The following is a 14378-nucleotide window of genomic DNA, read 5'->3' on the forward strand; positions in this document are numbered from 1 at the left end:
CGGTAACGGGTGGCGATTGGCCCGCGGAGATCACCGGCCGTTCACCGCGGCCGCGGTGGCGTGTGGTGCGGTTCGGCGCGGCGGCGGTGGCCCCGTACGCTGCTGCCGCGTGAGAGCCTTGCGCCGCTTCACCGTCCGTGCTCAGCTGCCGCGACAGCTCGTGTCGCTGCAGGCGTTGGCCACCAATCTCCGGTGGAGCTGGCACCCGCCGACGCAGGATCTGTTCGCCCATCTCGACCCGCAGGCCTGGGAGCGGGTCGGGCACGATCCGGTCCGGTTGCTCGGTGAGATCACCACCGCCCGGCTGGCCGAACTGGCCGCGGACGCCGAGACCGTCGTCACGGTGCACGAGCTCGCCGACGATCTCGAGGCCTATCTGCGCGAACCGCGCTGGTACCAGAACGAGCGCGAGGACGACCCGTCGCTGCCCGCGGCGATCGGTTACTTCTCCATGGAGTTCGGCGTCAGCGAGGTGCTTCCGAACTACTCCGGCGGCCTCGGGGTGCTCGCCGGGGACCACCTCAAGGCGGCGTCCGACCTCGGTGTCCCGGTGATCGGTGTCGGGCTGCTCTACCGGTCGGGGTACTTCCGGCAGTCGCTGTCGCTGGACGGCTGGCAGCTCGAGCACTACCCGGTGCTCGACCCGCAGGGGCTTCCGCTGCAGCTGCTGGCCGACGAGTCCGGGGCGCCGGTGCTCGTCGAGGTGAACATGCCCGAGGGTCGCTCGCTCAAGGCCCGGATCTGGCAGGCCGCGGTCGGGCGTGTCCCGCTGCTGCTGCTCGACACCGACATCGAGGCCAACGAACACGACCTGCGCGGGGTCACCGACCGGCTCTACGGCGGCGACCAGGACCATCGGATCAAACAGGAGCTGCTCATCGGGATCGGCGGGGTGCGGGCCGTTCGCGCGTTCTGCGCGGCCACCGGCCATCCCGAGCCCGACGTCTTTCACACCAACGAGGGCCACGCCGGCCATCTCGGCCTTGAACGGGTCCGGGAGCTCCAGGTCCAGTCCCTGGGAACCGCCGGCCGGGCGCTGAGCTTCGACGAGGCCATCTCCGCGGTCCGGGCCGGGACCGTGTTCACCACCCACACCCCCGTTCCGGCCGGGATCGACCGCTTCCCGGTCGAGGTCGTCCAGCACTACTTCACCGGTGGCGACGCGCACGGCTCCCGGCTGCTGCCCGGGGTGCCGAGGGACCGGGTCATCGCGCTGGGTGCCGAGGAGAACCCGAACATGTTCAACATGGCGCACATGGGCCTTCGTCTCGCCCAGCGCGCCAACGGGGTGTCCAAGCTGCACGGATTCGTGTCCCGGGAGATGTTCGGCGGGTTGTGGGAGGGCTTCGACGCCGACGAGGTGCCGATCGGCTCGGTCACGAACGGGGTGCACGGGCCTACCTGGGAGGCCCGCGAGATCACCGAGCTGCTCGGCGACGGCGCCGACGTCCTCGACGAGGACGTCGCCTCCGACGCCACGCTGTGGGCGCTGCGCGCGACGCTGCGGTCGCGGCTGGTGGAGGAGGTGCGTCGCCGGGTGCGGGCCGCGTGGCTGGAGCGTGGGGCCTCGGCCCCCGAGCTGGGCTGGACCGACCACGTCTTCGACCCCGACGTGCTCACCGTCGGGTTTGCCCGGCGCGTCCCCACCTACAAGCGGCTCACCCTGATGCTGCGCAACCCCGATCGCCTCCGCGACCTGCTGCTCGACCCGCACCGGCCCGTTCAGCTGATCGTCGCGGGCAAGTCGCATCCGGCCGATGACGGCGGCAAGGCGCTGATCCAGCAGATCGTTCGGTTCGCCGACGATCCGGCCGTGCGGCACCGCATCGTCTTCCTGCCCGACTACGACATGTCGATGGCCCGGTTCCTGTACTGGGGTTGCGACGTGTGGCTGAACAACCCGTTGCGGCCGCTGGAGGCGTGCGGGACGTCCGGGATGAAGTCGGCACTCAACGGCGGGCTGAACCTGTCGATCCGCGATGGCTGGTGGGACGAGCTGTACGACGGGGCGAACGGCTGGGCGATCCCGACCGCCGACGGCATCACCGACCCCGTCCGGCGCGACGACCTGGAGGCCAACGCGCTCTACGAGCTGCTGGCCACCCAGGTGGCGCCCGCGTTCTACGAACGAACCGACGGGGTGCCGCGCCGCTGGGTGCAACTGGTCCGGCACACGCTCGCCACGCTGCGCCCGCAGGTGCAGGCGACCCGGATGGTGCGGGAGTACGTGAAGGACTGGTATGCGCCCGCCGCGCGCGCGGCCGCGGCCATCGCGGCCGACGACTACGCCGGGGCCAGGGAGCTGGCCGCGTACCGGGCCCGGCTGAACGCGGCGTGGTCGCGGGTGTCGGTGGCCGGGGTCGACGCGTCCGGGCTGCCGGACACGCCGGTCGTCGGGGCTCCGATGACCGTGCGGGCCGCTGTCGAGCTGGCCGGGCTGGAACCGCCCGACGTGCTGGTGGAGGCCGTCGTCGGGCGGGTCGACGAGTCCGATGAGCTCGACGCCCCGGTCAGCGTGCCGATGAAGCATGTCGGCACGATCGACGGACTGGCGCGGTTCGAGGCCGTGGTCGCGCTGCCGCACGCCGGGCTCACGGGTTACACGGTCCGGGTGCTGCCCACGCATCCGCTGCTGGCCTCGCCGGCGGAGCTGGGCAAGGTCGTTCTGGCTGGCTGATCCCCCCTGTGAGTGCGTAACAGTGTTAGAACACTGTTACGCACTCACAGGGGCCCGTGATCAGCCGCAACCGCAGCCCCCGCCACAGCATCCACCCATGGGGGCCGCCGGAACCGGAGCGGGGCGGCCGCGCCCGGCCGCCCCGGCCAGCGCGACGGTGCTGAGCAGCTTGACGGTGTCGTCGTGCCCACCGGGGCACTGCGCCGGGTCCCCCGCGGCGCTCATCGGCCGGTTGACCTCGAAGGTGGTGTCGCATTCCCGGCAGCGGAACTCGTAGCGAGGCATAGCTGCACGCTAGCGCGGGCTGTGAGTGCGTAACAGTGTTAGAACACTGTTACGCACTCACGGGCGGGGGTGGCGTGCGCAGCAGCAGGAGCACACAGCGCGGGGGCAGCGTGATCGTCGCGCCGCCCGGTGCCGGCCGGGTCGAGACCGGGCGGCCGTCGCCGGTGCTGCTGTCCAGCACCGGCCAGAACCGGCCCTTCGCCGGCAACGTCCAGGCCAGCGCCGTCGCGCCGCCGTGCAGCAGCATCAGCCGGTCGCGGGTGAGCAGCCCGACCGCGCACGCGGTGTGCTCGTGCCAGTCGTGCTCGGTCATCTGCCGCCCCGACGGATGCCACCAGCGGGCCTCGCTGTTGGTGAAGAAGCGGTCGCGATGCAGGTCCGGGTGCGAACGCCGCAGCGCCGCGACGCGCGCGACGAACTCGGTCAGCCGATCGGCGATCCCGTCGCAGGCCGCCCAGTCGATCCACGTCGACTCGTCGTCGAGACAGTAGGCGTTGTTGTTGCCGCCCTGGGTGTGCCACCGCTCGTCGCCCGCCAGCAGCATCGGGGTTCCGGTGGACAGCAGCAGCGTGGCGAACATCGCCCGCGCGGTGGCCAGCCGCCGCGCCCGGATCACCGGTGAGTCGCTCTCGCCCTCGACACCGAAGTTCTGCGATCGGTTGTCGTCGGACCCGTCCCGGTTGCCCTCCCCGTTGGCCTCGTTGTGCTTGCGCTCGTAGGAAACGAGGTCACGCATCGTGAAACCGTCGTGTGCGGTGACGAAGTTGATCGAGGCCCAGGGCCGTCGCCGGGACGGGGCGTAGATGTCGGAGCTGCCGGTGATCCGGGACGCCAGTTCGCCGACCCGGCCCTGTCCGCGCCAGAAGTCGCGCACCGCATCGCGGTAGCGCCCATTCCATTCCGACCAGACGACGTCGAAACCCCCGACCCGGTAGCCCTCCGCGGTGGCATCCCAGGGTTCGGCGATCAGCTTCGTCGTCAAGAGGACCGGATCGACGGCGATCGCGGTGAGCAGTGGGGCGTACGGGTCGAACGGGCCCGAACGGGGCCTGCCGAGCACGCTGGCGAGGTCGATCCGGAACCCGTCGACGCCGAACGTCGTCACCCAGTGCCGCAGGGCGTCGCAGACCAGGCGGATCAGCGTGGGCGAGCCGGAGTCGAGGGTGTTGCCGCACCCGGTGATGTCGGCGTCGCGCCCGTCGGCGGTCAGCGAGTAGTACGCCCGCGCGTCCAGACCGCGGTAACACAGCGTCGTGCCGCCGATGTCGCCCTCGCAGGTGTGGTTGGGGACCATGTCGAGGATGACCTCGATCCCTGCCGCGTGCAGCGCCTCGACCATCGTCGCGAACTCGGTGAGCTCGGCGCCGGGGACGCTGGCGTACCCGGGGTGGGGGGCCATGAACCCCAGCGTCGAATAGCCCCAATAGTTCGACGCTGCGCGCTCCAGCAGCGCGGGATCGCTGACGAACGACGCGACCGGCAGCAGTTCGAGCGTCGTCACCCCGACCCGCTGCAGATGGGCGATCACGGCGGGGTGCGCGAGCCCCAGATAGCTGCCCCGCTGCTCGGGCGGAACCTCGGGGTGGCGCATCGTATAGCCGCGCACGTGCACCTCGGCGAGGACCGTCTCCGCCCACGGGACGGTCGGACGCGGCCGGCGCGGCCCGGGCTGCTGCGCGGTCACCACCGAGAGCGGGACATGCCCGAGCGAGTCGACCGGGCACGGCGGCCCGGTCATCGGGTCGTCGCGCCAGCCGCGGGCGACGCCGAGGTCGGTGACGTGGCCGGTGATCCGCCGCGCGTAGGGGTCGACGAGGATCTTGGCAGGGTTCGCGCGCAGGCCCTCCCGGGGGCGGTAGGGACCGTGCACCCGATAGCCGTAGCGCTGCCCGGGGCGCACGCCGCGGACATGTCCGTGCCAGACGCCGAAGGTCTGCTCGGTGAGCTCGACCCGCCGTTCGGTCAGCGGGCTGCCCGGCTCGCCGGTGTCGTCCACCAGACACACCTCGACGGCGTCCGCGCTGGTCGAGGCGACCGCGAAGCGCACCCCGTCGTCGTCGACATGGGCACCCAACGGGAAGACCGGCACGATCGGCGAGGATAGAGCGCGTGGCCTCGCCCGGATCCCTGCCTGAGCCGACCGTCACCGACTGCGATCTTCGCGACCTCGTCATCCATATGGACGGCGTCGACGTGCGTCGCGGCGCCACCACCTTGATCACCGACGTCGCGTGGTCGGTCGAGCTCGACGAGCGCTGGGTCGTGCTCGGGCCCAACGGCGCCGGCAAGACGACGCTGCTGCGCCTGGCCGCCGCCGAGCTGCATCCGACGGCGGGCACGGTGGACGTGCTCGGCGAGCGGCTCGGCCGGGTGAACGTGTTCGAGCTGCGCCCGCGCATCGGGTTCGCCTCGGCGAATCTCGCCGTGCGGGTGCCCGGCGACGAGGTTGTCAGCGACGTCGTGGTGAGCGCCGGATACGGGGTGCTCGGCCGCTGGCGCGAGCACTACGACGCGACCGACACCGACCGGGCGCGCTACCTGTTGGCGGCGCTGGGGGTCGAGCGGTTGGCCGGCCGGGCGTTCGGGACGCTGTCGGAAGGCGAACGCAAGCGGACGCTGATCGCCCGCGCCCTGATGACCGACCCCGAGCTGCTGCTGCTCGACGAGCCCGCGGCCGGTTTGGACCTCGGCGGGCGCGAGGACCTGGTCGGTCGGCTCGCGGCGCTGGCAGCCGACGCGGACGCGCCGGCGTCGGTGCTGGTCACCCATCATGTCGAGGAGATCCCACCCGGCTACACGCACGGCCTGCTGCTGCGCGCGGGTCGGGTCATCGCCGCCGGGCTGCTCGACGATGTGCTCACCGACGAGAACCTCTCGGCGACGTTCGACCTTCCGTTGGCCGTGCAGCGCCGGCGCGGCCGGTATACGGCGTGGCTGCGCTGAGGTCTGCTCCACGTCGTGTGCTCAGATCGGCGATCGGCGGGTTAGGGTGCGCGACGTGACTGAGTTCGTGAGCCTCGAGGTCGACAACGGCGTGGGCACCATCCGCCTCGACCGGCCGCCGATGAACGCGCTGAACCGCCAGGTGCAGGAGGAACTGCTCGAGCTGGCTGGCGAGGCGACCCGGCGTGACGATATCCGTGCGGTCGTCATCTACGGCGGCGAGAAGGTCTTCGCGGCCGGCGCGGACGTCAAGGAGATGTCCACCATGTCCTATTCGGACATGGCTCCGATCGCGCGGCGGCTGTCCGCCGGGCTCGGTGCGATCTCGACGATCCCGAAGCCGACCATCGCCGCGGTCACCGGATACGCGCTGGGCGGCGGTCTCGAGGTCGCGCTGAGCGCCGACCGGCGGATCGTGGGTGACAACGCCAAGCTCGGCGTCCCGGAGATCCTGCTCGGCATCATCCCCGGCGGCGGCGGCACCCAGCGGCTCGCCCGGCTGATCGGCCCGGCCCGGGCGAAGGACATGGTCTACACCGGACGGTTCGTGGACGCCCAGGAGGCGCTGGCCATCGGCCTGGTCGACGAGGTCGTCCCCGCGGACCAGGTCTACAGCCGCGCGCTCGAGTACGCCGCGCAGTTCGCCAACGGCCCCGCGCTGGCCCTCGCCGCGGCGAAGAAGGCGATCGACGGCGGTCTCGACGCCGACCTGCGGACCGGCCTCGACATCGAGTCGGATGTGTTCGCCGGGTTGTTCGCCACCGAGGACCGGACGATCGGCATGCAGTCGTTCATCGAGAACGGCCCGGGGAAGGCGAGCTTCACCGGGCGCTGAGTCCTCGGGACCGGTGGGCCGAGGATCATCCGGCCGTGGCGTGGACGAAGGAGCAACCATGACCGGCATCCCGAGCCCGGCGACCGGTTCCCGAACCGCTCTCGACCCTGTTCGACACCGATGACCGTGCATGATCGACGGCTGCGGGACGGCGCGACCGTTCCGCCGCCGGCGATCTCCCGGGCCGCCGAGCCGGCGCCGAACCCGCATGCGACGGCCGAGCAGGTGGCGGCGGCGCGGCGCGACCCGAAACTGGCCAACGTCCTGTACCACGATTGGGAAGCCGGCTCGTACGACGAGAAGTGGTCCATCTCCTACGACGAACGCTGCATCACCTACGCCGCCGACCGGTTCCGCCATATCGCCGGGGACGCCGACTGGCCCTACGCGCGGGCGCTGGAGCTGGGCTGCGGAACCGGCTTCTTTCTGCTCAACCTCATGCAAGCCGGTCTGGCCGAGCGCGGCTCGCTGACCGATCTCTCCCCCGGCATGGTGCAGGCGGCCCTGCGCAACGCCGGGAGCCTCGGCCTGTGCGAGGGCAGGGTCGACGGCCGCGTTGCCGACGCAGAGCGGATCCCCTACGACGACGACACGTTCGACGTGGTCGTCGGGCACGCCGTACTGCATCACATTCCCGACGTCGAGGGAGCGCTGCGTGAGGTGCTCCGGGTGCTGCGGCCGGGCGGGCGGTTCGTCTTCGCCGGTGAGCCGACGCGGATCGGCGATCGCTACGCCCGTCGGCTCGGCGCGCTGACCTGGAAGACCGTCACGACGGTCACCCGGCTTCCGGGGCTGGGGGGCTGGCGGCGCCCGCAGGCCGAACTCGACGAGTCGTCGCGGGCGGCCGCACTGGAGGCCGTCGTCGACCAGCACGTGTTCGAGCCGGCCGAGCTGGAGGCGATCGCGCATCGCGCGGGGGCCGGCGACGTGCGGGTGGTGACCGAGGAGTTCACCGCCGCGATGCTCGGCTGGCCATTGCGCACCGTCGAGGCCGCGGTGCCCGCGGAGAAGCTCGGGATGCGGTGGGCGATGTTCGCCTACCGCAGCTGGCAGCGACTGTCGTGGTTGGACCGGCAGGTGCTCTCGCGGGTGGTGCCGCGGGGATGGTTCTACAACGCACTGATCACCGGGACGGCGTAGCGCCCGATCGGGTCGGGCGCGGCCCCGCGACGCGATCGAGCCGCGCCACGCGGACGCTCTGACGCTGCGTCACGGATCCCGTCATACCCTGAGTGATCATTGCTCGCCGTCCGGGTGGTGCCGAGATCCCAGGAACGGGCTTCGCGCTCGGCGATGGCAGCATCCGACGCGGAGGTGTGCGATGAGCGAGGCGGCGAGCGGGCTCTCGATCGGGTGCTCGCCCGAGTCCGGCCCCGACGAGGGGGCGGGCGAGCCGCCCGGCGTCGTCGTCGTGGGCGAAGGGGCCGCGGCGGACGGACTCGCCGGCGACCTGCGTGCCGCCGGGCTCACGGTGGCGGGCACCGTCGCCGTCGCGGCGGCGGCCGCGCCGTTGGCAGGGCCGGGAACGGTCATCGTCGCCGACGTCGGTGGAGGCGCCGAGATCGTCGCGGAACTGGTCGCGACGATGCCCACGGTGCCGGTGCTGGCCGTCGCGGCGGACCCGGCGCACGGCCTGGTCCTTGCGGCGGTGCGCGCGGGGGCGGCCGGCTTCGTGGTGCGCACGTCCGCGTGGATCGACGTCCCCGACGCGGTGCGGCGCATTGCGGCGGGGGAGACGGTGTTCACCCCGGGACTGGCCGCCGAGGTGCTCGACTCCTACAGCGGCGGGGTCCGGGCGGGGGCGCCGCGGCTGACCCAGCGGGAGTCCGAGGTGCTGGCTCTGGTCGTCGAGGGACTCACGGCGCGGCAGATCGCAACTCGGTTGGTGCTGTCGCCGCGCACGGTGGAGAACCACGTCCAGCGCATGCTGCGCAAGCTCGAGCTGTCCGGTCGCGCGGCACTCGTGCGTTACGCGATCGAGAACTGCCTCGTCTAACCCCCCTGTGAGTGCGTAACAGTGTTCTAACACTGTTACGCACTCACAGGGGGTGCTGACCAGGCATGAAGCCGCGTCAGTATCTCGCTGAGCACGGCCGGGATGTCGGCGTCCAGCGCGACGTGCACCTGCGGGCCCGGGGCCGCAGGCCGGCGGTCGGCGACGACGACCCCCCGCGCCGGGCCCAGATCGCAGGCCACGCGCAGCGGGAGCCCGGTGGTGCGCAGCGTCCCGGGCACGACCGCCTCCAGCACCGCCAGTGCGTCGTGCAGCGCCACCGCGTCGAGGCCATACCGGGTCCGGAACGCGTCGTGGTAATGCCCGATCATCGCGGCGAGTTGCGCGCAGCGCGGGCCGCTCGCGGCCAGGTCGGCGAGCCAGCGACGGTCCGCGAGGCAGCGCATCGTGAGATCGAGCGGCACGAGTGTCACGGGCACCTCGGCCTGGGTGAACACCCGATGTGCGGCCTCGGGGTCGGAGAAGACGTTGAACTCCGCCGCACCGGTCGTGTTGCCCGCGCCGAGCGACCCGCCCATCGCCACGATTCGTCCGATCCGGGCGGTCAGCTCGGGGTGGACGGCCAGCAGCAGGGCGACATTGGTCAGCGGGCCGATCGGGACGACGGTGACCGGCTCCGGTGCGGCCCGCAGCACGTCGGCCATCAGCCCGACCGCCCCGCGCGGGTCGGGTCCCGCGGCGGGCTCGGGCAGGCCGGCGGCCAGCCCGCCGAGACCGTCGGCGCCGTGCCAGCTCTCGGCGCGTTCGCGTTGCGGATGCACCAGCGGTCGGTCGGCCCCGGCGGCCAGCGGGACGTCGTCGCGGCCGGCCAGCGCGAGCAGCCGCGCCGCGTTGGCGGTCGTGACCGGCAGCGGGACGTTGCCGAAGACCGTGGTGACCGCGCGCACCTCGACCTCCGGGCTGGCCAGCGCGAGCAGCAGCGCGACGGCATCGTCCACGCCCGGGTCGGTGTCGATGATCAAGGGGGTCGGCACCGTCCCAGCCTGGCACAGTCGCCGACGGCGACGGGCCTGCGTCGAACCACCCTGGCGAACCGGGCCCAGTCCCCGCATAGGCTCACTCGGGTGAGCAGCAGGCGGCGACGACGGGCCACGGGCCGATCGACGCGGCGCAGCCCTCGCGATCCCCGGCAGGCGCGTTTTCTCACCTGGGAGTCGCTGCGCTGGGTGATCCGCCATCGTGCCGTCACACCGTGGTATCTCGTGCGCTACCTGCGGCTGCTGCGGTTCCGGCTGGCGAATCCGCACGTGATCCTGCGCGGCATGATCTTCCTCGGCAAGAATGTGGAACTCCACGCACGGCCTGGGTACGGCCGGTTGGAGATCGGCCGGTGGGTCCATATCGGCGACGGCAATGCGATTCGCTGCCACGAGGGATCGCTGCGGATCGGCGACAAGGTCGTCTTCGGTCGCCACAACACGGTCAACTGCCACCTCGACGTCGAGATCGGGGCGGCGACGATCATCGCGGACTGGGTGTACGTCACCGACTTCGACCATGTCACCGCGGACGTACACGTGCCGATCAAGGACCAGGGCATCGTGAAGGCGCCGGTACGGATCGGGCCGGACTGCTGGCTCGGGGTCAAGTCGTCGGTGCTGCGCGGCACCCGGATCGGGCGGGGGAGCGCGCTGGGAGCGCATGCCGTGGCGCGCGGTGACATCCCGGAGTACTCGATCGCGGTCGGAGCCCCGGCCCGGGTTGTGCGCGACCGGCGTGCCGACTACGAGGCCGCGGCCCAGCAGCGGGCGGCGGTGGCCGATATCGCGCGTAAGACGCAGGCCGCGGTGCGCGCGCGGCTCGGCCGGGGCGGTCCGCATCTGCGCAGGTGAGAATGCCCTGTGAGCGCGGCGCGGGGTTAGAGCACTGCGCCGCACTCACAGCGCCGCACTCACAGGGCCTGGCCGGTGGGGATCTTGGGTCGGGCCAGCTCGACGGGACCGCCGGCGGGCGCGCGGGTGTAGACCGCCGCCGTGTGGGCTGCCACCCTGGTCCAGTCGAACTCCGAGCCGAGCCTGGCCCGTGCCGCGTGGGCTCGCCGCGCCGCGGCGGCCGGATCGTCGAGGACCGTACCGACCGCGGCGGCCAGCCCGGGCACGTCGCCGGGAGCGAACGACACCCCGGTGACGCCGTCGAGTACCACCTCGCCCAGCCCGCCCGCGGTCGAAGCGACCAGTGGTGCCCCCGCGGCGGCCGCCTCGAGGGCGACGATGCCGAACGGCTCGTAACGGCTGGGCAGCACGACCGCGTCCGTCGCGGTGAGCAGCGCGGCCAGTTCGGAGTCCGGGAGATGCCCGGCGAACGTGGCAGCGCGCCGCACGCGGTGCCGGCGCGCCTCGTCGACGAGGAACTCTCGCTGCGTGCCCTGTCCGGCGATGACGAGCCGGGTGCCGGGATGGCGGCGGCGGATCCGGGGCAGGGCCGCCAGCAGATCCTGAACGCCCTTCTCGTACTCCAGGCGACCCACGAAGAGCAGCAGCGGGACACCCCCGGGCGCGTAGCGGTCGCGCGCCGCGGTCACCGCGGTCCGGCCGACTCGCCAGCGCCGGGCGGTGATTCCGTTCTGCACCACGGCGATCGACGCCGCGTCGAGCTCGAACAGGCCGGCCACCTCGTCGCGCATCGAGCGCGAACAGGTGATCACCGAGTCGGCCCGCTGGGCCAGCCACCACTCCACGGAATGCACCTGCTGGTTGAGCGGTGTGGACAGCCACCCCCCGTGCCGCCCCGCCTCGGTGGCGTGCAGGGTCGCGACGAGCGGGATGTCCAGCAGGTCGGCGAGGGTGATCGCGGGGTGGGCGACGAGCCAGTCGTGGGCGTGGATCACGTCGGGACGCCAGTCCCCGAGCCGAAGCAGCGCGGTGCGGAGCATGCTGTGGCCCATCGCGAGGGTCCAGGCAACCAGGTCTCGCGTGAACTCGAGATGGGGCGGGTCCTCGGCCGCCCGCAGCACCCGGACCCCGCCGACGTGTTCATCACAGGTCGGATGGGTGCTCGCGTCGGTGCCGGTGGCCTGGCGGGAGAGCACGACGACCTCGTGCGCGGCGGCGGCGAGCTCGCCGGCCAGCGCGTGGACGTGCCTGCCGAGGCCCCCGACGAGGACGGGGGGGTACTCCCACGACAACATCAGCACCCGCATCCGGGTCATCTTGGCAAACGGTCGAATCGGGTCTACCGAACGGTTGGCGCGGGCGAAACGGCGCACAGGCCCCGGGCGTCGAGATGGCCGAACACGGCGTCGCACCCCCAGCCGGAGGCGAGCCGCGCCGCGCTGCGACGCCTGCCCGCGCGCAGCAGCCGGGCCAGTTCGCCCACCCGGCCGGCGTGCAGGTCCGCCCTGGAGCGCGCGTAGCCGGCGGCGGAGTTCTTGCTGACCATGAACGCCCAGTCGCTCGACAGGGCCAGCAGCGCCTGCCCGGCCAGCGCGTCGATGACCGGGTCGCGGCCGATCGGGACCGTGCCCGTCCGACCGCTGCGAATGCCACGAACCTGCTGTTCCCGGGCAACCGTCTCGGAGCGTTCGCACCACGAGGCGGGTCGGTCGACGGCGGCGAGCAGTTCGCGCTGCACGTCGGCCTGCTGCGCCACCAGGTCGGCGACCTGCCCGCCCGCCCACACCCGCCAGTCCTTGCCCGACCCCCACGACGACGCGGGCGGCCGCACCGGCCCTGTCACCAGTCCCGCGTCGACCGCGCCGCGCAGGGTCGAGACCCGTACCCCGGCGTCCGGCAGCGCCCGCAACACTGCCGCCAGCCAGGCCGGGCCCTCATGCCACCAGTGCCCGAACAGCTCGGTGTCGAACGCGGCCACGGTCAGTCCCGGCCGCCCCAGCCGTTCGCGGATCCCGACGAGCCGCTCCCGCACCACCGACACGAAGTCCGCGGCGTCGCGCGCCACGGCGGCGGCGGCCCGCACCGGGTCGTACGCCCGCTTGCGTTCCGGCGGCACGGTGCGGCCGGTGACCCGGGCCGGCTTGAGGCCCGACGGGTGGTCGAAGGTGTGGAAGTCGCGGTAGTCCCGGCCGCCGGGGTAGCCCTTGCGCGGCGACCACACCCGGTAGGTGACGTCGAGGTCGCGGCCGAAGCACACCACGTCCGAGTCGCCGACGGTGCGCGCCAGCGCGGTGTCGCCGTGCAGCGCGGGGCCGTCGACGAGGAACCGGCGCACCCCCGCCGCGGCATAGCCCTCCTCCATCCCGGGTGCGTAGCCACACTCCGGTGCCCAGATCCCGGCGGGCCGGTGGCCGATCCGCCGGGTGGCATCGGCCAGCCCGGTCTCCAGCGCGAACCCGCGTACCCGGGGATCGAGCAGCGGGGCGAACGGATGGGTGGCCGGGCCACCGAGCAGCTCGCAGACGCCGGTGTCGGCCAGCGCGCGCAGGATCGGGGATGCGCCGTGGCGCCAGCGGGTCTCGAACTGCGCGAGCGCCGCGCTCGCCAGCCGGTGCTCGCGCGCCGCCAGCTCCGGCAGCCGCGGCGCCGCGCCATGGGCGCGCAGCAGCCAGCCGCCCAGCCAGTCGTGCATGCCGCGCAGGCAGTGCGGGTCGTCGAGCTGGGCGGCCAGCACCGGGGTGACGCCCAGGGTCACCAGATCGCGCCGACCCTCCTCGGCCAGCGTGTGCAGCACCTCGACCACCGGGAGGTAGGAATGCGCCCAGGACTGATAGAGCCATTCCTCGCCGACCGGCCAGCGCCCGTGGTGGGCCAGCCAGGGCAGGTGGCTGTGCAGCACGAGGCAGAAGGTCCCGATCATCGGTGAACCGCGATCGCCACGAGGTCCAGGCTGTCCGCCAGCCCGTCGGGCCGCAGCTCGAAGTCCTCGGTGCGCACCGCCGCGACGTCGGCGCGCAGGTCCGCGGGCCACTCGCACCCGCCGACGGCCACCGCCACCTGAGCGTCGACGAGCGAGCCGCCATGCCGGGCGTCGAGCTCGCGCAGTCGCGGCCCGTGGTGCAGCCCGTGCAGTTCGACGTCGGCGAATCCGGCCGCGGCGATGAGGTCCGCCAGCTCCGCCGGGGCGAACTCGCGGGTGTGGAACGGGTTGAGCGGAGTGTCGCGGCCGGGGGAGAACGTGATCCGGTTCGGGGTGGACAGCAGCAGCGCGCCACCGGGGCGCAGCACCCGCGCGCATTCGGCCAGGAACCGGGCTTGCTCCCAGAGATGTTCGATCACCTGCAGCGAGATGACGACGTCGACGGCGCCGGTGGCGGTGGGTAGGGCGACCAGGTTGGCCCGGGCCACCGCCACCCGCGGATACCGACGGGCCGCGTGTGCGGTGACGAGCGAGTCGTAGTCGAGCGCGAGGACCCGGCGCGCACCGGTGGCCAGCAGGTCGGCGCCGTAGCCCTCACCGCAGCCCGCCTCGAGCACGACCGCCCCCGCGCACCGGGCCGCCAGCGCGCGGTAGACGGCCTCGTGACGGCGGAACCAGTAGTTCTCCTGGCTGACCCCCGGTACCGTCCGCTCGCCCGTGACGGGCAGGAGACCCTGCTGATCACCATCACTGTCGGTCATCGCCGGTGCACTCTACCGGCGCCGGTTCGCCGCGCGGGCGCATCGCGGCGCCGCCGACCCCCCTCGCGCCGGGCCCGTAGGCTGCAGGTGGACGGGTCGCAGACGGGGAGG

General features: G+C 72.8%; 12 protein-coding genes. 6 read left to right on the forward strand and 6 right to left on the reverse strand.

Translation table 11 applies throughout. The annotated features are described in order from the left end of the window. Positions 1 to 109: 109 nt before the first annotated feature. Positions 110 to 2677 (forward strand): alpha-glucan family phosphorylase, encoded by a 2568-nt coding sequence (gene glgP / locus ACFQE5_RS20690; protein WP_379587390.1) that lies wholly within the window; start codon positions 110 to 112, stop codon positions 2675 to 2677. A gap of 60 nt (positions 2678 to 2737) precedes the next feature. On the opposite strand, the gene ACFQE5_RS20695 is transcribed toward glgP, so the two are convergent. Both ACFQE5_RS20695 and glgX read right to left on the reverse strand, forming a co-directional pair. Next, positions 2738 to 2962: an FmdB family zinc ribbon protein gene (locus tag ACFQE5_RS20695; protein ID WP_379587393.1), complete on the reverse strand. Its 225-nt coding sequence runs from the start codon at positions 2960 to 2962 to the stop codon at positions 2738 to 2740. 49 nt (positions 2963 to 3011) lie between these two features. Further along, entirely contained in the window at positions 3012 to 5051 is a 2040-nt protein-coding gene (glgX, locus tag ACFQE5_RS20700; RefSeq protein ID WP_379587397.1) for a glycogen debranching protein GlgX, read from the reverse strand. A gap of 38 nt (positions 5052 to 5089) precedes the next feature. On the opposite strand from glgX, the gene ACFQE5_RS20705 reads away from it, so the two are divergent. From ACFQE5_RS20705 to ACFQE5_RS20720, 4 genes are all read left to right on the forward strand, one after another. Further along, entirely contained in the window at positions 5090 to 5905 is an 816-nt protein-coding gene (locus tag ACFQE5_RS20705; protein ID WP_379588058.1) for an ABC transporter ATP-binding protein, read from the forward strand. A gap of 55 nt (positions 5906 to 5960) precedes the next feature. Then, complete coding sequence (locus tag ACFQE5_RS20710) at positions 5961 to 6740, forward strand: enoyl-CoA hydratase/isomerase family protein (RefSeq protein ID WP_379587401.1); 780 nt, start codon at positions 5961 to 5963, stop codon at positions 6738 to 6740. Between the two features lie 174 nt (positions 6741 to 6914). Further along, the gene (locus ACFQE5_RS20715; protein WP_379588060.1) at positions 6915 to 7880 is read left to right on the forward strand and encodes a class I SAM-dependent methyltransferase; all 966 of its coding nucleotides are present in this window, start codon (positions 6915 to 6917) and stop codon (positions 7878 to 7880) included. Between the two features lie 181 nt (positions 7881 to 8061). Beyond that, on the forward strand, positions 8062 to 8736 hold the full coding sequence (locus tag ACFQE5_RS20720; RefSeq protein WP_379587403.1) for a response regulator transcription factor: 675 nt from the start codon (positions 8062 to 8064) through the stop codon (positions 8734 to 8736). A 35-nt stretch (positions 8737 to 8771) separates the two neighbouring features. Here the strand turns inward: ACFQE5_RS20720 and ACFQE5_RS20725 are convergent, their stop codons facing one another. Then, a complete protein-coding gene (locus ACFQE5_RS20725; protein WP_379587405.1) occupies positions 8772 to 9728 on the reverse strand; it encodes a nucleoside hydrolase in 957 nt (318 codons plus the stop codon). Between the two features lie 90 nt (positions 9729 to 9818). Here ACFQE5_RS20725 and ACFQE5_RS20730 point away from each other — a divergent pair, with 90 nt between their 5' ends. Beyond that, on the forward strand, positions 9819 to 10586 hold the full coding sequence (locus tag ACFQE5_RS20730) for an acyltransferase (protein ID WP_379587407.1): 768 nt from the start codon (positions 9819 to 9821) through the stop codon (positions 10584 to 10586). Between the two features lie 59 nt (positions 10587 to 10645). Here the strand turns inward: ACFQE5_RS20730 and ACFQE5_RS20735 are convergent, their stop codons facing one another. Genes ACFQE5_RS20735 through ACFQE5_RS20745 form a run of 3 tightly spaced genes read right to left on the reverse strand, consistent with a single transcriptional unit; the run spans position 10646 to position 14267 of the window. After that, the gene (locus tag ACFQE5_RS20735; RefSeq protein WP_379588061.1) at positions 10646 to 11893 is read right to left on the reverse strand and encodes a glycosyltransferase family 4 protein; all 1248 of its coding nucleotides are present in this window, start codon (positions 11891 to 11893) and stop codon (positions 10646 to 10648) included. 32 nt (positions 11894 to 11925) lie between these two features. Continuing rightward, positions 11926 to 13506, reverse strand: coding sequence for a 1,4-alpha-glucan branching protein domain-containing protein (locus ACFQE5_RS20740; protein WP_379587409.1), 1581 nt, complete (start codon positions 13504 to 13506; stop codon positions 11926 to 11928). After that, positions 13503 to 14267 (reverse strand): class I SAM-dependent methyltransferase, encoded by a 765-nt coding sequence (locus tag ACFQE5_RS20745; protein WP_379587411.1) that lies wholly within the window; start codon positions 14265 to 14267, stop codon positions 13503 to 13505. The genes ACFQE5_RS20740 and ACFQE5_RS20745 overlap by 4 nt, the downstream gene beginning before the upstream one ends. Between the last annotated feature and the right edge of the window lie 111 nt (positions 14268 to 14378).

This window comes from Pseudonocardia hispaniensis (assembly GCF_042658695.1).
GTDB classification, from domain to species: Bacteria; Actinomycetota; Actinomycetes; order Mycobacteriales; family Pseudonocardiaceae; genus Pseudonocardia; species Pseudonocardia hispaniensis.

Coding starts and splice junctions, on each gene's coding strand:
- ACFQE5_RS20740 (WP_379587409.1), bottom strand. CDS start 13,506: ATGATCGGGACCTTCTGCCTCGTGCTGCACAGCCACCTGCCCTGGCTG.
- ACFQE5_RS20695 (WP_379587393.1), bottom strand. CDS start 2,962: ATGCCTCGCTACGAGTTCCGCTGCCGGGAATGCGACACCACCTTCGAG.
- ACFQE5_RS20735 (WP_379588061.1), bottom strand. CDS start 11,893: ATGCGGGTGCTGATGTTGTCGTGGGAGTACCCCCCCGTCCTCGTCGGG.
- ACFQE5_RS20745 (WP_379587411.1), bottom strand. CDS start 14,267: ATGACCGACAGTGATGGTGATCAGCAGGGTCTCCTGCCCGTCACGGGC.
- ACFQE5_RS20720 (WP_379587403.1), top strand. CDS start 8,062: ATGAGCGAGGCGGCGAGCGGGCTCTCGATCGGGTGCTCGCCCGAGTCC.